We start from the raw sequence: 20,715 nt of genomic DNA, 5'->3' as shown, positions 1-20,715 counted from the left end.
TATGAAAAAGATATGTTTTTACCTAATGATGCTTTCATTTTGTGCTGTAAACGCCCAAAATCCATATGAAATAATTGAGGATGTAAGTGCCGAAAGGATAGAGAGTGATATTCAAAAGCTTGTCTCATTTGGCACCAGACACACCATGTCAGAGACAGAATCAGATACCAGAGGTATCGGAGCTGCTCGTCGTTGGATTCAGTCTGAATTTGAAAAAATAAGTAAAGAATGTGGCGGTTGCCTTGAAGTATCAACCCAGCGAACCCTTGAAAAAGGAAATGAAAAAACGCGAATTACAAAAGATACTGAAATAGTAAATGTAATGGCTGTCATACGGGGAAAAAAATACCCGAATCGCTATGTGATTATGTCCGGAGATATTGATAGTCGGGTATCTGATCCTCTTAACTACACTGATGATTCTCCCGGTGCAAATGACAATGCCTCCGGTATGGCTGGAGTAATTGAAGCTGCTCGTGTTCTTTCTAAATATGATTTTGAAAGTTCGATAATGCTGGTAGGGTTATCGGGTGAAGAACAAGGGCTTTATGGCGGGAAACATCTAGCAGCAAAAGCTTTAGAAGAGGGCTGGGAGATTGTTGGAGTTCTAAATAACGATATGATAGGAAATATTCAAGGAGTCGATGGAGTGATTGACAACAGGACCTTTAGAATTTTTTCTGAACCTACAAATCCTGAAGATTCAGACTTTCAGAAACGAATGAGAAGATATTATGGAGGTGAAGTAGATGGAATATCAAGACAACTGGCAAGATACGTTTATCAAGCAACCAAAGCATTTATGCCTGAAATGAACCCAATGATGATTTATAGACTTGATCGTTTTGGTCGAGGTGGTCATCATCGTCCCTTCAATGACGCTGGATTCGCAGGAGTGCGGATAATGGAAGCTCATGAGAATTATACTCAGCAGCATCAAGATATTCGAGAAGAAGATGGTATAAAATATGGGGATGTAATAGAAGCTGTCAACTTTGAGTATGCTAGAAAGTTAACAGCTGTAAACGCAATTTCTCTTGCAGCATTAGCGTCAGCGCCTATGGAGCCACAAAACGTTGCTATAAGCGGGGCAGTTCAGCCTGCTACTACACTTTATTGGGATAAGGTAGATGATCCAAATTTGACAGGCTATAAAGTGTACTTCAGAGATACCACCTCACCTACATGGGATCAGTTTTATACCGTTGATAAAGACAAAACAGAATTCACCTTAAAGGGAATTGTGATTGATAACTACTTCTTTGGTGTTTCTGCGATAGGAAAGGATGGAAATGAAAGTCTGGTTGTGTTCCCATCGGAAGTAAAGAGATAATTTTAAATAAAACAATTATTAACCTCGAGCTGATGTCGGTTCGAGGTTTTTGTTTTTATAACCAGCCAAAAATCAAAGTACAACCATTGCGACTCGCTGATTTCCTATCAGGATTAGTTAAGCAATACACATGAAATCCAGAAATGGTTGGATTTTGACCCATCTTTTTTTTTACAATTAATTGGTTGATCTGAGACCTAACATTAAAGGTTTATTCAACTAATTAAATTTTATGAAAAAAGCTTACCTAGTATTAATGGCATGTCTTTTTGTAGTCACTGGACTAATGGCTCAAAGGACAGTAACGGGTAAAGTCACCGATGATGACGGTGAAGGTATACCCGGAGCAACGGTTCAAATAAAAGGAACCACAACAGGAGTAGTTACCGATGTAGATGGTAGCTATAGTTTAAATGTATCCAATGATGATGTTTTAATGGTATCGTTCATTGGATTTGTCACTCAGGAAATTCCAGTAGGAAATCGAACGGTTATTGATGTTTCAATGGCGGCAGATTTCACAGAACTTCAAGAGGTCGTAGTTACTGCAATCGGTTTGACTGCCCAAAAGCGTGATCTTGGATATTCAGTTCAAGAAGTAAATAGCGAAGAGGTAGATAGAGCCAATGAGGTTAACCTGGTAGCTAGCCTGGCTGGTAAAGCAGCTGGTGTACAGGTTACAAGTTCTGGAGGAACAGCGGGCGCTGGAGCTCAGATTAGAATCAGAGGAAACTCAACGATTCAAGGCTCAAACTCACCCTTATTTGTCGTGGATGGTATTCCGATTGACAACAGTACGTTTACGACAGCAGATTCACCCGAGGATGCTATATCAGATTTAGGTTCTGGTGGTGTTAATAACTCAAACAGAGCGATTGATATCAACCCGAATGACATTGCAAGCCTTACTGTTTTGAAGGGGCCAGCCGCAACCGCTCTTTATGGTGTACGAGCTGGAAACGGTGCAATTCTTATCACAACAAAAAAGGGAAAAAAAGGAGCAGCTAAAATCAACTATTCATTTGGAATGACCTTTGATAAGGTTAACAAACTTCCAGATTTACAAACTACCTATGCTCAAGGTAATGTAGTTGAGACGTTTGAAGGATCTGGCGTTTTTGTACCAACATTCGAAGGACCAATGACAGGATCTTTTACCGGAAATAGCTGGGGTCCACGAATTGATGCGTTACGCTATGCGAACGAAGCTTCAATATGGGATCCAAATGGACTTATTGTACCAGCATCTGATCCAAGAGCTACGAGCAGAGTGGCGCAAGCATACAATAATACCGAGGCATTCTTTGACACAGGGGTTACGGCAAATCATTTTCTAAGCGCAAGTGGTGGAACTGATAATACAAACTACTATATATCAGTAGGGTACCTAAATCAGGAGGGTATTATTCCAAATAATACATTCGAAAGAACTTCAGTGAAGGCAACGATTTCTTCTAGTCTTACAGATAGGTTGAAAGCTACTATCTCGACCAACTTCATAAATAGTGGAGGTATTAAAGTTCAAAATGGATCAAATACCTCAGGAGTTATGCTTGGTTTGTTGAGAACAACACCATCATTTGACAATAGAGGAGGTGTTGATCCAGAGAATGATCCATCGGCATATCAGTTTGAAGACGGTACACCAAGAGCCTACAGAGGTCAGATTGGTGGTGGTGCTATCTACGATAACCCTTACTGGACCGTTTACAAAAACTTCATGAATGATAATGTGAATCGTGTCATTGGCTATGCACAGCTGAGCTATGATTTCACAGATTGGTTCACATTGCATACACGAGCAGGTATAGATCAATATTCCGATTTTAGAAAATTCAGAAATGATATCGGTTCCGGATCTTTTGGTGTAGGTCAGGTAATCAACCAGGCAATTACCAATACAGATTTAAATCTGGATGTCTACGGTACAGTACAGAAAGAGCTGTCATCTGACATCTATTTGAATGGTACATTTGGATGGAACTACTACGACAAAAAAGTAGACAATAGAAGAGAAGATGGTCAGGGACTTGCCTCCAGAGGATTCTTCAATGCGGCAAGTGCTCAGAGCTTTAGCGTGGTTGAAAGACCAACAGCGAAGCAATTGTATGGTGTATATGGAGATATAAGACTCTCTTATCAAGAAATGCTTTATCTAAACATCACAGGTAGAAATGACTGGTCATCGACTTTGGGATCAGCCAATAATTCATTTTTCTACCCTGCTGTTGCATTGGGTTGGGCATTCACTGAAAACATCGATTTAGGTAACGCACTTCCTTATGGTAAACTCCGCGCATCTTATGGTCGCGTTGGTAATGATGCTCCATTCGGATTTACAGCTTCTACCTTTACTCAAGCTAGAGTTAGAGATGGATGGACTACTCCAAACGGAACACTATTCCCTGCTTTAGGAACGAACTCTTTTATTCCTAATAACATATTAGGTAATCCTGAATTGAAGCCAGAATTCACAACTACTTTCGAAATAGGTGCTGATCTCAAGTTTTTTGGAGGAAGAATCACAACGGATATTACATACTACAGATCCCTTACAGAGGATGCGATCATTAGTGTAGATCTACCTTATCCAACTGGATTTGCTCAAACAGTAATTAATGCTGGAGAAATTGAGAATAAGGGTATAGAAGCGGTTGTTACAGGAAGTGTAGTAAGAACATCTGATTTCGAATATGAAATAGGGTTGATCTTTAATAAGTACGAATCAATTGTAAATGAGATTGCACCTGGTTTAGATGTAATCACCATTGATCCATTTGGAACTCAGCGTATTCAAAAAGGAGAACCGTATGGTATATTCTTTGGAACCAGATTCCTAAGAGACGATCAGGGAAGAATGGTGATTGATCAAAATACAGGGATGCCGTTGCAAAATCCTGTAGATGGTAAAGTAGGTAATCCAAACCCAGATTTTACGCTTGGGTTCAGAAATACCTTTACTTATAAAGGCATTGAGCTTTCTATGCTATTTGATTTCCGAAAAGGAGGCGACGTGTACAATGGTACTTCAGGTGTACTCAATGGATTTGGTGTAGGTGCTGAAACGCTTGACAGAAATGAGGTTGTTGTATTCCCAGGAGTAGAAGCAGATGCTAATGGTAATCCTACGGAGACTGAAAACACGCTTGCAGTTGTGAAAGGTGGAACAGATGGAGGTACCAACTTCTATCAGAATTATGGCTTTGTAAACCTAGATGAATTGACTGTACAGGATGGATCATGGATTAGATTAAGAGATGTAAACATTTCTTATAGCCTTCCTGCATCATTGATAGATGGACTTCCATTCTCAAGAATTACAATCAACGCAAATGCTAGAAATGTATTCTTAATCACTGATTATACAGGGATTGATCCGGAGACCAACTTAACTGGTGCGGCGAGCAATGTATTTGGATATGATTACTTCAATAATCCAAACACGAAGAGTTACGGGTTTAAGTTGAATTTCACCCTATAATCAATCAAAAAAGATAATAAGATGAAAATAAAAGTAATATCTATATTGACATGTCTCATTCTAATTAGCAGTTCATGCGATTTTGATGAAGACATAAACGTGAGTCCGGCTACACCGGCTGATGTATCAGCACAAGCCATTGTTCCTGCCGCACAAGCGGGTATGGCATGGGTTGTTGGTGGTGAATTGGTTAGACTTAGTGGTTTATTTACTCAACAATTTGTTGGGATCAATGCACAACAAGCAGACAACTATCGATACTTGTGGGTTCCGGCAGATGGTGATGGAATCTTCTTCAGAATGTATGTGTCCACACTTCAGCCATTGGTTATTATTGACGAAAAGGCTACCGCTGAGGAATCTAATCATACCTCCGGTATGGCCAAGGTTTTGATAGCTCATGGTCTTGGATCAATGACAGATTTGTTTGGTGACATTCCGTATTCTACTGCTTTTGGAGCAAGAGACGGAAACTTACAACCAACATATGATACGCAAGAGGAAATCTATACTACCATACATCAACTTTTAGACGATGCTATTACTCTATTAAGTGGACCTGCAGGAATTGGTTCGGCATTGGGAGGCGATGACCTTATTTATGGAGGTGACACTGATAGTTGGATTGCAGCAGCTCATGCTTTGAAAGCCAAGTATTATATGCGGCTTACTAAAGTGAGCGGCACAGCCTATGCGGATGCGGAGGCGGAACTAGCAGATGCGATGGCTTCTAGTGCCGGAGACTTGCAGCTGTCTTTCGGAACTTCTCCAAACGAATCCAATCCTGCGTATCAGTTCTCTCAAGATAGAGGTGGTAATATCAATATTGACCCGTTCTTCTTTGGATTACTAAATACGCTTAATGATCCTCGAAGAGACGCTTTATTGCTCGATGAAGATCCGGATGCAGATGATCCTGATCCATCAGGATATTCTACCACGTTTGATCAAGGTACATTTTATACCAACATCAATGCGCCGGTTATTATGACCAGTTACACAGAAATGAAGTTTTTGGAAGCTGAGATCGAATTAATGGGCAATAATGATGTGCCTGCTGCTGAAGCGGCCCTAGCTGAAGCCATTGGCGCTTCCATCGCGAAGTTGACAAGCTCGACTGACGCAGCTTATGTGGCTACCAACTCTGCGCTGGCAGGATTGGCAGATGACGCGGCTCGCTTAGAGCAAATCATTACTCAAAAGTACATTGCAATGTACTCGAACGGTATCGAGCCTTGGGCAGATTACAGAAGAACCGGGTATCCAAATCTAACTCCTAATACGAATGGGATTAACTCATTCAACCTGAATGGAGAAATCCCTAGAAGGGTTTCTTATCCTCAGACCGAGATAGATTTGAACAACGCCAACGTTCCTATCAAAGATGGGAACTTACAGACACCACTATGGTGGGATAACTAAATTTCAGGATTGATTAATTAAAAACCGGAGATGAAAATCTTCGGTTTTTTTTATGCTTTGTTGATACGAAAGTTGATCTTATTTCAATATCTGAGCGGTATGATCTTTGGTTTTCACCTTTTCGATTACTTCCTCGATTACGCCTTTTTCGTCAATAATAAATGTTGATCTCAGCGTACCCATATATTCCCGACCCATAAATTTTTTAAGATCCCAAGTGCCAAATGCTTCATGGACTGATTTGTCCTCATCGGCGAGTAATTTGAATGGAAGATCAAACTTGGCAATGAACTTCTGATGAGATTTTTCTCCATCGCTACTTACTCCCAAAACTTCATATCCTTTGGATTGCAGCGCTTCATAATTATCTCTTAGGTTACAAGATTCGGCAGTGCACCCCGGTGTATTGTCTTTAGGATAAAAGTATAAAACCACTTTCTTCCCTTTGTAGTCAGATAGCTTTACCGCATTTCCATCCTGATCTTTAGTTTCAAATTCTGGTGCTTTGTCACCCGGTTTCAGTGTTATCATAGTGTTTTAGTATATATCGTTTCGTTATTCGAATTATCAATTACCTCTAACATAAACCTTCCTCTGAAAGGAATGTTTTTATTCAACTTCTCAGACCAAAGCAATTTGCGCTTAGGTTCATAATGCATCAATACGAATTCGCCATTTATGGATGCTTTAAAGCTTTTGATGCCGGATAATTCATCATCAATACGGAACTTAAGCATATCCGAATTGGCCATCTTTAAGGTAATGGAAGGTGGAATAGTATCTTCCAAAATGGTATAGTTTACCAGGTCACGGGTTGAAAAAGTAATCTGATTGTCTTCCCATTCACCTCCCATAAAGTTGAATCGTTTACCGAAAACAGAGTACACCATTGCTTTATCCTGATTGTAAGATAATTGAGGATTAAGGGTGATGCTCACATTGGATCTGATTGGCTGAGTAGGATTTTTGAAATGAAACAGTTCCATATTTTTAGCAGAATCAATTCGCTTTTCAAATGCAAGAAAAACCGTATCAAACAGTGATCTGCGTGTCAAGCTGAGTGTAAACTCTGGCTGGATGTAGCTGATTTCCTGATGTGAAGGAAGTAGCCCAACCAAATTTGTTGGTATGGTTTCGCCTTCGATAAAAAGACTTTTGGGAGTGCCATTTCTGAGATCCCATAGATAATATTTGTATTCGTCACCTTCCTGATATGGCGCTAAATTGATCCATTCATCAAGCAATACTGAAGCCTGTTGTGAGGATTTGAAGTGTAAAAAATTACCAATTTGCTCGACACTTTTCAAAGTAGGTATTTCAGTTACCTTATCTGAGTTTAATAGTATCCGAGTAGTCGATGAATTCTTATAGCTGTCTTCCGTGTTGATCAGAATCTCTCGCTGATTTTCGAAGCGGATACCTCTATTTACTATGTTGTAAATGTTGTGTTCATTGCCATCGGCCAGATAGAGTTTATTGAACCGCCTGCTTCCTTTCTTATATGCAGGATAGTTATAGTGAACCAACACGTTTCGCTGCTTTCCGAAGGAAAATAATTCTTTATGCTCAGAAAATAGCGTATCGCCATCAAGCTGAAAAGTGGTTTTTACAATTCCGTTTTTATTCGGAATTCCATCCATTGGATCGTAAGAATAAATTTCTACGCCAATATTTCCTTGTAGATAGATGGGTTCTTTTGTCTGGAACCAGCTTTCTGTTTTAATAAGGTCGAACTCGTACCTACCAAAGAAGCCATTGATTCGAGCCTCACCATCCAGTGTTACAAAAGCGACCTTTTTTACCACTGGAGGAATCTTATCCCGAATTTCTTTAAATCCTAACGTAAGCACATCAATGGGTTGGTGATTGGCATCCCTAATTTCAAAATGTAAATGTGGACCACTGGAAGAGCCAGTGTTACCTGAATAACCTATGATATTACCTTTTTTAAAGGCAAACTGAGCTGCTTCAGGAAATAGATCAACTTCGAAAGATTTCTTGCGATACTGCTCTTTAAGAATCCAGGCTGCAATTTTTGGATCAAACGCCTCCAAATGAGCATATACAGAAAAGGTACCGTTTGGATGCTTCATATAGAGCGCATATCCATATCCGGAGGCAGAAACTTTGATTCTCGCAATATATCCATCGGCAACAGCGTAAATCGGTAACCCGGTTCGACCACCTGTTTTTACATCGATACCTGTGTGAAAATGGGAACTCCGAATTTCTCCCACAGTGCCAGCTAAATAATTCTGCTGACCGGGATTTATGGGGAATTGATAATCGATCGATTTCAAGTCCTGTCCGAAAAGTCCAAGAGCTAAAATGAAAAGAATGGTTGATGGTAAAAACTTCACTAATTATTTAACCTCAAAATCAAACATCTGTTTGTCTTCCAAAAACCCTACCAATCGATCTCCAATTTTAACCGGACCCACGCCTTTTGGAGTTCCTGTGAAAATAATATCGCCGGTTTTTAATAGAATAAACCTAGAAACATAAGCAATGATTTCATCGATTGGCCAGAGCATTAAACTTGTGTTTCCATTTTGCACTTCTTTTCCATTTATCTCAAGCTTAAAATTCACATCTGCCATATCGCGATTTTCCTTAGAGAGGAAATTCGATATTGGAGCCGAACCATTAAAAGCTTTCGCTATTTCCCATGGATGACCTTTTTCCTTCGCTTTTGTTTGCCAATCTCGTGCAGTAAAATCAATGCCTAATCCAATTTCATCATAGTATTGATGAGCAAATTCTTTTTGAACGGACTTTCCCTCTTTTTTGATTTTCACCAATATTTCTACTTCATGATGTACATCATTTGAAAAGTCAGGATAAAAAAAGGAGTCATTATTTCTGAGAAGCGCAGTATCGGGTTTCAGGAAAATGATAGGATGTTCCGGCCGCTCGTTTCCAAGCTCCTCGATATGCTCTGCGTAATTCCTTCCGATGCAAATGATTTTCATGTTCTGTATTATATAGATCAAAAATAATCAGCATTGTGGGGCAATTAAGACTTGCCATGGAATCTTTTTATGAAAGGAGAAGAAAGATTGACTTGATTAATGATGCGTCAAAACCTCTTCCGGTTCAGCAACCTCAACCTGGCCATCCGCATTGATTTCTTTCAGAATCACTTTCTTGACTTCATTGACTAGTATAGGATCATATTTTGCAGCCACTCGAACGTAGTTCTCTGTAAATCCATGCATGATACCTTCTTGCACATCTTCCTCAAACAGCACTTCCGAAGTAGCACCAAGTTGCTGTTCATAAAAATATCTCCGCTTCTTCTCGGATAATCCTCTCAGCATTTTAGATCGCTTATTTCTTTCGGCAAGATCAATAACGCCCTCCATTTCAACTGCCTTGGTATTTGGTCGTTCAGAGTAGGTAAACACGTGCAGGTATGAAATGTCAAGCTCGTTCAGGAAATTGTATGTGGTGAGAAACTCTTCTTCCGTTTCCCCTGGAAAACCAACAATGACATCCACGCCGATGCAGCAATTAGGCATCAACGATTTTATTTTTTCAACTCTACTTCGATAGAGATCCGATAAATATCTGCGATTCATCTTTTTCAGAATGCTGTCGCTACCAGACTGAAGGGGAATATGAAAATGAGGAACAAATCGCTTGGATTGTGCGACAAACTCAATCACCTCATTGGACAAAAGGTTAGGCTCAATAGAAGAAATACGAAACCGATCAATTCCTTCTACCTCATCAAGGGCTTTGACCAGATCAATAAATTTCTCCTTGCGCCTTCCATCTTGAATACCGAAATCGCCAATATTTACCCCAGTTAACACGACCTCTTTTACCTCCGTTTCAGCGATTTTTTTTGCCTGATTTACAATGTTGGCTATTGTATCGCTTCTGCTTTTACCACGGGCAAGAGGTATGGTGCAAAAAGCACATCCATAGTTACATCCGTCTTGTACTTTCAAAAAGGTCCGTGTCCGATCTGCGATAGAATATGAAGCATTGTAAGTCTTTGCTTCTTTAATTTCAGAAGCATACACACCACCCTTGGTGAAATCATCCAGATAGTCGAAAAGGCGAAACTTCTCGGCAGCACCTAAAACTGCGTCTACACCGGGGATTTCGGAGATTTCTTTGGGTTTAAGCTGCGCGTAGCAGCCAATAATGGTGACGAAGCTACTGGGAGAAATCTTCTTGGCTTCTTTGACGATTTTCTTACATTTCTTGTCTGCGTTTTCTGTGACTGAGCAGGTGTTGATGATGAAGATATCCGGCTCCTCCGTAAAATTGACTTTTGCATAGCCTTTCTCCTCAAACATCCGGGAGATGGAGGAAGTCTCGGAATAATTCAGCTTACAGCCAAGTGTATAAAAAGCGACCTTTTGCATGCGAGCCGCAAAGTTAAGACGAATGATTCAGATTAAAGAGGGAGTACTAAAAAAGCCCATAGTTGCTATGGGCTTCTCTTTAACTATTTCTTTTTCATGAAATAGTAGATGATAGCAGTGATGATGCTAAATAGGAGCGCGAAGATCGTCCAGATAATTTTCGATCCTCCACTCATTTTTTGTTTGGTCCAAACATCATAGATGACCCACACTGCGCAAATGATTGCGACGATATAAAGTATGTTATTCATAAAGGTTAGGTTTTAGTTACTTCAATATCGCCATTATAGGCTATAAAAGCAATCTCATAGTAGTGGTGAAATATATTGCCAAACAGTTTCCGCAACGATCGCATGTCCTTCTGGGGTCGGATGAATACCATCCGATAAGTTGAGTTCGGGAATGCCGGCCACATTTTCTAGAATGAAAGGAATGTAGACAGCATTGTTTTTTTCAGCAAGCTCCGAGAAAATATTCTTGAATTGACTCGTGTAATCCTCACCAAGATTTGGGGGAACCATCATTCCTGCGATAACAATTTCCACATCCGGATTAGCTTTTTTTACCGCATCGATGATGGCCTGCAAGCTTTTAACGGTTTCATCCAATGGCAATCCTCGTAAGCCGTCATTTGCACCCAGTTCCAAAACAAATATGTCCGGCACGGTTCTGAGCACCCAGTCAATCCGACTTTTCCCACCTGCTGACGTTTCTCCGCTTAAGCCCGCATTGATGGTTTTATAATTCAATCCCAATGAGTCGATTCGCTTTTGAATGAGTGCTGGGAAAGCTTGATCCATATCCAGCTGATACCCTGCGGTAATGCTGTTGCCAAAGAAGAGGATGATCTTTGCTGAGCTGGTCTCAGGATTTGGAGCTTCCTTTTTCTCGGCTATTGTTTCTGACGTATTCGTGTTTGATTCTGTTGCTGTACCGCAGCTAATCAAGAGACCGATTAAAACTAAATTTCGAACTTGTGAGAACATGAAGTGTTGTTATAAGATATTAATCGCTTAGTGGTGTAACATATACGCCGCTTAGCTCTTTTTTGATGTAATGAGCCTAAGTTACAAACAAGTGTGAGGGCTTTGCGTTTACATTTCTAAAATTTTATACATGCCAAACGATTCGCCGATTTTAGAGGTTTCATCCACTTCCAAAACTTTCAGAAATGGAAGCAAAGAAGTCCATGTATTGGAAGATATTAATTTCAAAGTCGCTGAAGGTGCTTCTGTGGCTGTTGTGGGTCCGTCCGGTAGTGGTAAGACGACTCTCTTAGGACTTTGTGCAGGTCTTGATCGCCCAACCTCGGGTTCAATTACACTGAATAGAATTTTACTTGATCGTCTGACCGAAGATGAGATGGCTCAAATACGTAATCAACATGTAGGTTTTGTATTCCAAAATTTCCAGCTGATTCAAACATTGACAGCACTGGAGAATGTCATGATTCCCTTGGAACTGCAAGGCGTTAAAACAGCTCGAACACAAGCAGCATCGCTCCTTGAGCGAGTAGGTCTTGGTGAACGAGTTCATCACTATCCATCACAGCTTTCCGGGGGCGAGCAGCAGCGTGTGGCTATTGCCCGGGCTTTTTCAAACGAACCCGAAATATTATTTGCCGATGAACCTACCGGCAATTTGGATGAGGAGACGGGTCAATCGGTGGAAGATTTGCTCTTTGAAATCAACCAGGAAAAAGGAACTACACTCATACTGGTGACTCATGATTTGGAGCTGGCAGAAAAGACAGATCAGATTATACAGTTAAAAGGAGGTAGGATCATTGATCAGCGGAAAGGAAAGAACATTTCACGCATGAGAACTGCAGCTTCCTAGTCTATGGATAAACGCATTACGATCAAACCATCAAAATACAGTCGGTCATGGCCATGGAAAATGGCATGGCGTGATAGCAGGAAAAGCCGAGGCAAGCTTTTACTTTTCATCGCATCGATCTCGCTTGGTATAGCAGCCATGGTTGGGATCACTTCTTTTCGCGAGAACTTGATGGTTGAAATTGACAATCAGGCGAAGGGACTTGTAGGGTCAGATGTCCGTATCCAAGGTCGCCGAGAGTTGCCAGATACCTTGCTTCAGTCATTCAAGTCAATGACCGTGGGTTATTCGCATGAAAACTATTTCGCCTCAATGGTGATGTTTCCGAAAACCAGCGGCACCCGTTTGGTTCAAGTGCGTGCATTGGAAGGTGAGTATCCGTATTATGGTGAAATCGCTACCAAGCCTGCGGAAGCTTCCAAGCAATTTCAGTCGGATAGATTTGCGCTTGTAGATGAAAAGATGATGCTCCAGTATGGAGCACAGGTTGGCGATAGCTTAAGTGTAGGAGCACTGACTTTCGAGATCATTGGAGCAATTACCCAGATACCAGGTCAGACCGATGTTTCATCCTCTGTTTCTCCAGTGGTATACATACCCTATCAGTATCTGGATTCAACCGGATTGGTTCAGAATGGTAGCCGTGTTAATTACATCCATTACTTCATGTTCTCAGACAATCCGGAAGATACGGCCAAGCAGTGGCGTAAGGTTGCTAATCTTACCGAAAGCAAAGGTTATGATGTAGAAACGGTGGAGGAAGAAAAGCGGGAAACGGGAGAGGACTTTGAAAATCTTTCCAACTTCCTTGAGCTGGTAGCTTTTACCGCGTTGCTTTTAGGTTGTTTAGGTGTGGCAAGCTCCATTTATGTGTACGCAAAAAGTAAAGTGCAGGCGGTGGCTGTTCTCAGATGTTTGGGCATGAAAGCAAAACAGGCCGTGAGTGTCTACCTGATACAGGTCACCTTGTTTGGATTCATAGGAGCACTTATCGGGAGCATTTTAGGATTGGTGATTCACATGTATTTGCCAGTAGTGGTGCAAGATTTTCTACCTATCGATCTGGATCCGGTTCCTTACTGGCCAGCATTGTTTGTAGGTGTTCTCATCGGTATAATCATTTCACTTTTGTTCGGTTTATTGTCGCTTGTGGGCTTGCGTAGAATCAGTCCACTTTCCGCCATTCGGCTCGGGTTTGGAGATAATAAGTTCAAGTTTGATAAGCTACTCATTCCGATTATAGGAGGCATAGCACTATTCATTTTTGTATCGGTGTATTGGCAAATTCAATCCATAGGAGAGGCACTGGCCTTTTCAGGTATTCTGATTGGAGCCATCGTATTTCTTGGAGCGATTGGCAAAGGGATTAGCTGGCTAACAAGGAAGCTAATGCCAAAGAACCTAAGCTATGTTTGGAGGCAAGGTTTTTCCAACTTGTATCGACCAAATAATCAGACCGTGATACTCATCATGGCGCTGGGACTTGGAACGTCGTTTCTGGCGACACTTTATTTCATGCAGGATTTGTTGGTGCAGCGGGTGTCATTATCTGCTGCTAATGATCGGCCAAACACAGTGTTATTCGATATTCAGGATGAGCAGCATGATGAGGTGAAGGCGCTTACCAAAGAATATGATTTACCTGTGATTCAGGACGTACCGGTCGTAACCATGCGCTTGCTTGAAGTGAAGGGTTTTTCCAAGGATGAAGCATACAATGATACGACGGTTTCTATTTCGGACTGGGCGTATAGCCGTGAGTATCGCGTGACTTATCGCGATTCGCTGATTGATTCGGAGAAAATTGTAGAAGGTGAGTGGATAGGAGAGGTGCGTAACGATAGTATCTATATCAGTATCTCAGAAGGCTTCAAAGACAACCTGGATATTGAATTGGGTGATGAGTTGCTGTTTAATGTACAGGGAGCGTTGGTGAAAGTATACGTGGGCAGTTTTAGAGAAATCGATTGGCGCCGGGTACAAACGAACTTCCTGGTTTTATTTCCCACTGGAGCATTAGAGCGAGCACCTCAGTTTCATGTGCTGGTTACACGCATCGATGAAATGATGACGTCAGTAAAATATCAACAAGCGGTGGTCAAGCAATTTCCCAATGTCTCGATCATAGACCTGGAGCTGATCCTGAAGACCCTGGAAGATGTGCTGGGCAAAGTAGCTTTTGTGATTCAGTTTATGGCGTTCTTCAGTATTGGCACGGGCATCATAGTGATGATCAGCTCAATCATCCTGAGCAAGTTTCAGCGGGTGCAAGAGAATGTGCTTCTGCGCACGTTAGGTGCTTCCAAAAAGCAACTTTGGACGATTACGATTGCTGAATACTTTTTTCTGGGGAGTCTAGGCGCGATTAGTGGCATTTTTCTGGCAGCCTTATTTTGTACGCTGCTTGGCCAGTTTCTGTTTGAATTTACGTTTGTCCCAAATCCGGTTCAGATCGGCATTGTGTTCGTAGCTGTCACCGGTATGAGTGTCTTGATTGGCCTACTCAACAGTCGTAGCGTAGTACGTCAGTCGCCAATGGAGGTGTTGAGGAGGGAAGGGTGATTACAATGAACAGTCGCTGCAACCTGCGGGAAAGAAAACAGATGTCTGTTTAGGTCGCCGCAATCTGCAGGAAGGAAAACAGATGTCTGTTTAGGTTGCCGCAATCTGCAGGAAGGAAAACAGATGTCTGTCTAGGTCGCTGCAATCTGCAGGAAGGAAAACAGATGTCTGCTTAGGTCGCTGCAATCTGCAGGAAGGAAAACAGATGTCTGTCTAGGTCGCTGCAATCTGCAGGAAGGAAAACAGATGTCTGTCTAGGTCGCCGCAATCTGCAGGAAGGAAAACGGATGTCTGTTTAGACTGCTGCTGCAAGTTTGCAACTTGAGGCCATTCCAATTTTAAGCCAAACAAAAAATCCCGACCACAACGGATAAGGATTTAATTTCAGTATTCTTACAATACCTAAACCAACCACAAGTCACGCCATCACACATTTCGGAAATAACCTAGTCAGGGCTATTTAAAAGTTCACCATATATCCTATTCGTGGCACAAGTGGGCGCCGGTTCAGTGTATTGCTTTTATAGTTCAGATCGAAAAGTAGCATTACGCTCAAGCTCACTTTTTTGGCGATAGTAAACTTACGTCCTGCGCCTACCAACATAGCAGTTTCCCACTTATTTGGAAGTGTAGACTCTGAAAACAGTGACTTATTCTTCACACGCTGGTATTCACCATATAGGAAGAATCCTTTCAAAATATCATAATTAACAAAGGTGCTAATTCCATGCGCATCTCCGGTGATTGAAGTTGAATCGCGGTTGTTGACTTGCTCGCGAATCATCAATCCGATGCCTGTGGATAGCTTCTTGGTCCATTGATAACCCAACTGAATATTTGAATCAAGGATCACCGGATCGGTTGATTGAATCGCAATATTGCCATTGAGAAAGAAACGATTCTTTAGCGGGGTGCCTTTAAGTGAATTACGCTTGACACCTTCTTCTTCATTGCTGAGATTGGCAAGGCTTGCGTATTTTTCTTTAGCGGCGTTGAGGGAAACTTGTGATTTGGCAAACTCTTCAGGACTGATGTTCTCAAAAAAATCTTTGACTCCCGATCGATCTATTTGTTGGATTTGACCAAATTGATCCAATTGGCCGTGCATCATCTGTTGTTCGATTTTTTGATTGGATGATTGTGCCAGCTCCGGAGGAAGGTAGGACTCAAGTCTTTCCTTAACTGCAAAACGTTCTGCTAGCATGCCACTGTCGAGCTGCATGGAATCAAGTTTAAACCGATCAAGGTAGGCCGAGTCATATTGACCATAGGCTTCATAGACCTTTTGGATCGACTGAAAATCTCCTGATTTTGCCAGTTCCTGCATGGCCCAATCCATCGAATCTTGAGGGGGGCTAAATAGTTCAGGATCTACAAAGTATCTGCCGCTGTTTTGATTGTATTTACCCAACAGGACTTCTCGCCGATGTGCCTTAATATCCTTCCACTTGCCTTCGGCTTTCAAGCTGTCTTTGTTGTTCTTTCTATAGTCTTTCCAGGCTTGTCTGGCTGCTTTTATGCTGTCTTTGGAGTAGAACTTCTTGTAGCTTTTGAGCTTAGCTCTTGCATCCTTTGATTTCTCTACCTTATTCAGGTGCTTGTCAGAGACTTTTGCATCAAACTTTATTTGGGCAAAACAGCTCGAAAATATTAGTATCCCTAAACAGTATATTAAAAACTTACATGGCACAAGGTGATCCGTTTGAATCCTCACATCTTCCGTCTGTAAAATCCCATGTACATCCAGTAGGGCAAGAATTATTGGCATTTGCATCCTGATTTACTGACATTTGATACGTACATCCATCTGCGGTAATCGTAATTACACCACTACGTGGATTACCACCGTTACTCTGGCAGGTAATATTGAAAGTAGTGCCATTTTTTTGAGTTGTAATCCAACTCATACTTTCTGATATCGTAAAGAGCGATCCCACATTGTTTACTCCAACGTTTGATAATGTTCCTCCATTTTCTCCAAAAGTATGTGAGCTTGGAGTAGTGGAAATAGATGTTGTGCATCCGGTAGGGGGATTTCCATCACCGTTATCTCCTCCACCTGATGAACATGACGCCCCTGTAACAGTGATTGTTCGTGTAGGGCTTATTTTCCAATCGTTGCACCAATCTTTCACCCGAACCCTTATGTAGATGATGTCATCTATATTCCCCAAGGTCTGGGGAAATTCAACAAACGATTCCGTGTTGTTTGGTAAATTGAGCCAGCTGGATTGATTAAGGCTGTATTCCCAATCGTAGGTCCACGAGCCGGAAGTTTCGCAAGCATGGCCACCTTGGTTTAAATCAGCGTATAAGAATTGCCCACCGATATACCATGGCTCACCATTCTGTGTCCCATCTTGACAGATAATATCATTGTTTATTCCGGTTATTGCATCAACACTCCAAAAATCGTCATGAATGTATATTGATATTTCATCATTGAATGGTTCGGAGTATTCAGGGCTTATGATGCTCAACTTGATGGTCTTGTTGCCCGATGAGCCGAAAGATTTCGAAACATTCTTGCCGCTTTTTTCTGTTCCATTCAGATCCCATTTATACTCTCTAGATCCATACACTTGGACATTAGAAGCATTAAAACTTACTGGTTCATTTTTCACGTACGGCCCGGAATGGGTAATGCTAGCATCAATCAAATTGCTTTCATTGCCGAAGTTATATCTGTAGCGTTCTACGATATTATCATCCTTATCTCTGATGAGTTTAAGTCGATTTTTATCATCATATTCATAGGTAATCGTCTCGTTGAGTGGATTTGTAACTGTTTCAACTCCAACCAGTGGCTTGTAAGTATATGTTGTAGTTTGTTCCATGGCGGATGGTCCAGGGTCAATGGTTTTGGAAACCATGTACCCTTGTGAATCGTAGCTGAATCGTGTGGCTATTCCATCTCCAGTGGATGAACTGGCTAATAATCCATCATCATTATAAGAAAGCGATTTAATTAACTTAAGGTCATTGGTATTATATATACCCAATGTTTCAATGGGCTGATAATAGGTTTCATATGGCTGAATTAGTCCATGTTGCTTTCGATAAGTTGTAACTCTAATGTCGGAGGCCAAATAAGCCCCATTATCTGGTGTTTTGAGTCTAGATTTTACCTGAATTGGTACACCTATCATGTGTTTTTCAACCATCTCTCCAAGAACGCTTGCTGAATAAACCTTATCTATATTGGATTCATTCATTGGATAATATGTCTCAACCTGCGAATTATATTCTTCTGCTCCATTATCATCGCTCCTATATGTTGTAACGATGTTGGGTAATGTTTTGTAAGTGGATAGATATGAATAGTTTACCGTTGTTTCTGAAATCAATACGTCATCTTCGTAATTTGAAATCTTGCGGTTGTCTAATTGAAAAGTTCTGCATTTCTGATCAACTTCCGCCAAGGCATATTCTCCATTATCACTTAGCGAAATCGCATGTTCAGTAAAAGTAAAAGTTGCTGATTGACTATACAAATAATTGAAAAACTCACTTTTGATAATATTACCATTTGCATCCTTGATCGTAATGTTTTTTGGGAGACCTGGGAAAGGGCTAAATGATGGTGGCAACATAGGACCTGCGTTGGATGGCAAAGATCCTATTTTAGTCCAGCTACTTGACCAATGAGATTTAACACTCGACTCAGATTCTTGATTAGTATAGAATTCGTATTCTGATACTATATTGGTCAATTGGTCAGTCACAGTAACGTCTCTATAGCCACCAATCGAAAGGTGGTCGTATCCAAGATATGGAGAATCTGAAAATAGAGTAACTGTACCGGATAAAGGCGTATGCAATGAGGACTTCATTCCAATTGGTACATCATAGGTATATGATTTATTTACGGCAATGTTTCCTTTACCATCCTCAACCGAAATATTTGTGATTACAATGCCGCCTGAATTTTTCGTATCGTAGGAAAAAGTTTTTTGGGCTCCTCCTGGGTAGTCAACTTTCCACAAACTTGCTGCTTTCGCATCTGAGCTCGGGGTCCTGTTCTGACTTCCAAGTGAAATTGTATTAGCGCTGTAATCATAAAATGGCACGTTATTTAATTTAGGGTCGGGATCGTTAATCCTTTCAGGGACTATTTTGTAATCTACTGATCCAAATTTTCCACTAACTGAGTTTTTGAAAAAATCGAATACATCTTTTTTAACCGACGATCTTTTAGGAAGGTCTACGGAAGGACTAGCATCATCCATGTAGGTGAAAGTGGCAAGACTTTGTCCATTACGTGAAACTGAGGTTAGTTTAAGTCTCTTACAATCCTCTGAGTCAGAACAACCAGCGTCAAAGTAGTTGTAGCCAAGATCTATGTCGTGCACAAGCACTCCAGCATGATCTTTCACTAAAATTTCATCTATTTTTTTCAAAGAAGTTATGTCTGACCTGTTGCCCCACTTAAAGGTAACTGTCGCCTTTTTACTTTCAATTTTTTTGAGTCTTGAGGCCGAAATGTTAGCTTCAGAAATTTGATGCTTCTGACCACCCACAGACTGAGCTGTATAATATTGCACAGAGTTTTGATCAAACAAATTGATGTCTTTAACATACCCTCCTGAACCCACTACCCAAAGTGGAAAGTCAAGCCATGGTTGGTAGTTAATAAAAGCGGAATATGCTGCAGAACAATTTGGTATATCCTTACATCCTGTATCGTTAAATATATTATAGCTAGTGAAGCTAAATGGCCTGGGAAATGGGGAACTAAACGGCAGGCTTTGAGGCGCATCTACACTAAAATCAAATGTGATCGTTGGTTTAGGATTAATGTTTGGATTGTCGAATGACACTGGATCATAAAAGGTAATGGTATTACCTGAATCTGTTCTCCAGGCAAGGTAAACCTGGTGATCTTCAACTAAATCATATGACTTAGAAGATACGGTATTTGAATTGGTTAGACTTTGGTCCTTTTGATAAGTAAATATGATTCTGTTTTCTTCAGTGTCAGGCAGATTAGGGAAAATTATTTCCTCAAGAAACCAAGTGGATATATATGTCCAATCTTCGTTTGCTTTAGGTATCTGACCTTGTTCATAAGACTGGCTGGTAGTTATTTCCCTGGCAGCATCATTTTTCCCAAATACATATTTTATTCCCTGCGTATCTAATACCTCAAATCTTGAGTTTAAATCACTGGTCTTGAAGAAGGAGATTTTCAGATCGTTGTATGGCAAGCCATGAAATGAATTCCGATTGGCGGACGTACCAGTCATCTTGTTTGCAGTAGAAATGAATTTGCCGCCACCCCCTGGAAAGCTGATATAGAAAATATCTTTTTCAAAGTCATACCCTTTCGTGCCTGATACCTGGTCTGCCGAAACGATGGAAGAGGTAAGGTTTTCGGTAAAAGTCGACTGATCATCGGGCTGGTCTCTCATTACGCGAGTGATGGCACCTCCGGCTGATAGATTCCATCCAAGCCCGACTGAGGAAGCTATATCACTTACTTTGATACCGCGGGTTTGGTAGATCAGCTGTACAGGTACCTGATATCCGTTCTCTGAGGCAACCGTGTAGATAGGGACCATTTCTGTCACATAGCCGCGATAGAGATCTTCGGCGTTTCCGGTATTTGCCACACCCATGGCATCTGGTGAAGGTGCTACTTGTGCTTGAGAAGCTAAGCCTAAAGCTGCTAGTAGTATAGTGAGTATTTTTTTCATTTT

The 20,715-nt window shown here is 41.1% G+C and carries 13 protein-coding genes; 5 read left to right on the top strand and 8 right to left on the bottom strand.

What is annotated here, in order from left to right; all coding sequences use genetic code 11:
* Position 1: 1 nt before the first annotated feature.
* From ACL8WY_RS04730 to ACL8WY_RS04720, 3 genes are all read left to right on the top strand, one after another.
* Positions 2-1,333, top strand: a complete 1,332-nt coding sequence (locus ACL8WY_RS04730) for a M28 family peptidase (protein ID WP_436517274.1) — start codon at positions 2-4, stop codon at positions 1,331-1,333.
* A 232-nt stretch (positions 1,334-1,565) separates the two neighbouring features.
* Positions 1,566-4,814: a SusC/RagA family TonB-linked outer membrane protein gene (locus ACL8WY_RS04725; RefSeq protein WP_436517273.1), complete on the top strand. Its 3,249-nt coding sequence runs from the start codon at positions 1,566-1,568 to the stop codon at positions 4,812-4,814.
* 21 nt (positions 4,815-4,835) lie between these two features.
* Positions 4,836-6,236, top strand: coding sequence for a SusD/RagB family nutrient-binding outer membrane lipoprotein (locus tag ACL8WY_RS04720; RefSeq protein ID WP_436517272.1), 1,401 nt, complete (start codon positions 4,836-4,838; stop codon positions 6,234-6,236).
* 78 nt (positions 6,237-6,314) lie between these two features.
* Here ACL8WY_RS04720 and bcp read toward each other — a convergent pair whose 3' ends face one another.
* From bcp to ACL8WY_RS04690, 6 genes are all read right to left on the bottom strand, one after another.
* A complete protein-coding gene (gene bcp / locus ACL8WY_RS04715; RefSeq protein WP_436517271.1) occupies positions 6,315-6,767 on the bottom strand; it encodes a thioredoxin-dependent thiol peroxidase in 453 nt (150 codons plus the stop codon).
* The gene (locus ACL8WY_RS04710; protein WP_436517270.1) at positions 6,764-8,596 is read right to left on the bottom strand and encodes a M23 family metallopeptidase; all 1,833 of its coding nucleotides are present in this window, start codon (positions 8,594-8,596) and stop codon (positions 6,764-6,766) included. Before ACL8WY_RS04710 ends, bcp begins: the two co-directional genes overlap by 4 nt.
* Before the next feature lie 3 nt (positions 8,597-8,599).
* Positions 8,600-9,208, bottom strand: coding sequence for a fumarylacetoacetate hydrolase family protein (locus tag ACL8WY_RS04705; protein ID WP_436517269.1), 609 nt, complete (start codon positions 9,206-9,208; stop codon positions 8,600-8,602).
* A 96-nt stretch (positions 9,209-9,304) separates the two neighbouring features.
* Complete coding sequence (gene mtaB, locus ACL8WY_RS04700) at positions 9,305-10,615, bottom strand: tRNA (N(6)-L-threonylcarbamoyladenosine(37)-C(2))-methylthiotransferase MtaB (protein WP_436517268.1); 1,311 nt, start codon at positions 10,613-10,615, stop codon at positions 9,305-9,307.
* A gap of 83 nt (positions 10,616-10,698) precedes the next feature.
* The gene (locus tag ACL8WY_RS04695) at positions 10,699-10,866 is read right to left on the bottom strand and encodes a PLDc N-terminal domain-containing protein (RefSeq protein ID WP_436517267.1); all 168 of its coding nucleotides are present in this window, start codon (positions 10,864-10,866) and stop codon (positions 10,699-10,701) included.
* Between the two features lie 54 nt (positions 10,867-10,920).
* Positions 10,921-11,601, bottom strand: coding sequence for an arylesterase (locus ACL8WY_RS04690; protein WP_436517266.1), 681 nt, complete (start codon positions 11,599-11,601; stop codon positions 10,921-10,923).
* 130 nt (positions 11,602-11,731) lie between these two features.
* On the opposite strand from ACL8WY_RS04690, the gene ACL8WY_RS04685 reads away from it, so the two are divergent.
* The gene (locus tag ACL8WY_RS04685; RefSeq protein ID WP_436517265.1) at positions 11,732-12,454 is read left to right on the top strand and encodes an ABC transporter ATP-binding protein; all 723 of its coding nucleotides are present in this window, start codon (positions 11,732-11,734) and stop codon (positions 12,452-12,454) included.
* Positions 12,455-12,457: 3 nt separating this feature from the next.
* Positions 12,458-15,016, top strand: coding sequence for an ABC transporter permease (locus tag ACL8WY_RS04680; protein WP_436517264.1), 2,559 nt, complete (start codon positions 12,458-12,460; stop codon positions 15,014-15,016).
* Between the two features lie 460 nt (positions 15,017-15,476).
* Here ACL8WY_RS04680 and ACL8WY_RS04675 read toward each other — a convergent pair whose 3' ends face one another.
* Both ACL8WY_RS04675 and ACL8WY_RS04670 read right to left on the bottom strand, forming a co-directional pair.
* Positions 15,477-16,784 (bottom strand): hypothetical protein, encoded by a 1,308-nt coding sequence (locus ACL8WY_RS04675; protein ID WP_436517263.1) that lies wholly within the window; start codon positions 16,782-16,784, stop codon positions 15,477-15,479.
* Complete coding sequence (locus tag ACL8WY_RS04670; RefSeq protein WP_436517262.1) at positions 16,696-20,712, bottom strand: BACON domain-containing protein; 4,017 nt, start codon at positions 20,710-20,712, stop codon at positions 16,696-16,698. The genes ACL8WY_RS04675 and ACL8WY_RS04670 overlap by 89 nt, the downstream gene beginning before the upstream one ends.
* Positions 20,713-20,715: the final 3 nt, after the last annotated feature.

It is taken from the genome of Ekhidna algicida (assembly GCF_051379705.1).
Lineage (GTDB): Bacteria > Bacteroidota > Bacteroidia > Cytophagales > Cyclobacteriaceae > Ekhidna.
The sequence above is the reverse complement of the archived record's forward strand: the minus strand, read 5'-3'. Positions and strand labels throughout refer to the sequence as shown.

Coding starts and splice junctions, on each gene's coding strand:
- ACL8WY_RS04730 (WP_436517274.1), top strand. CDS start 2: ATGAAAAAGATATGTTTTTACCTAATGATGCTTTCATTTTGTGCTGTA.
- ACL8WY_RS04725 (WP_436517273.1), top strand. CDS start 1,566: ATGAAAAAAGCTTACCTAGTATTAATGGCATGTCTTTTTGTAGTCACT.
- ACL8WY_RS04720 (WP_436517272.1), top strand. CDS start 4,836: ATGAAAATAAAAGTAATATCTATATTGACATGTCTCATTCTAATTAGC.
- bcp (WP_436517271.1), bottom strand. CDS start 6,767: ATGATAACACTGAAACCGGGTGACAAAGCACCAGAATTTGAAACTAAA.
- ACL8WY_RS04705 (WP_436517269.1), bottom strand. CDS start 9,208: ATGAAAATCATTTGCATCGGAAGGAATTACGCAGAGCATATCGAGGAG.
- mtaB (WP_436517268.1), bottom strand. CDS start 10,615: ATGCAAAAGGTCGCTTTTTATACACTTGGCTGTAAGCTGAATTATTCC.
- ACL8WY_RS04695 (WP_436517267.1), bottom strand. CDS start 10,866: ATGAATAACATACTTTATATCGTCGCAATCATTTGCGCAGTGTGGGTC.
- ACL8WY_RS04690 (WP_436517266.1), bottom strand. CDS start 11,601: ATGTTCTCACAAGTTCGAAATTTAGTTTTAATCGGTCTCTTGATTAGC.
- ACL8WY_RS04685 (WP_436517265.1), top strand. CDS start 11,732: ATGCCAAACGATTCGCCGATTTTAGAGGTTTCATCCACTTCCAAAACT.
- ACL8WY_RS04680 (WP_436517264.1), top strand. CDS start 12,458: ATGGATAAACGCATTACGATCAAACCATCAAAATACAGTCGGTCATGG.
- ACL8WY_RS04675 (WP_436517263.1), bottom strand. CDS start 16,784: ATGCCAATAATTCTTGCCCTACTGGATGTACATGGGATTTTACAGACG.
- ACL8WY_RS04670 (WP_436517262.1), bottom strand. CDS start 20,712: ATGAAAAAAATACTCACTATACTACTAGCAGCTTTAGGCTTAGCTTCT.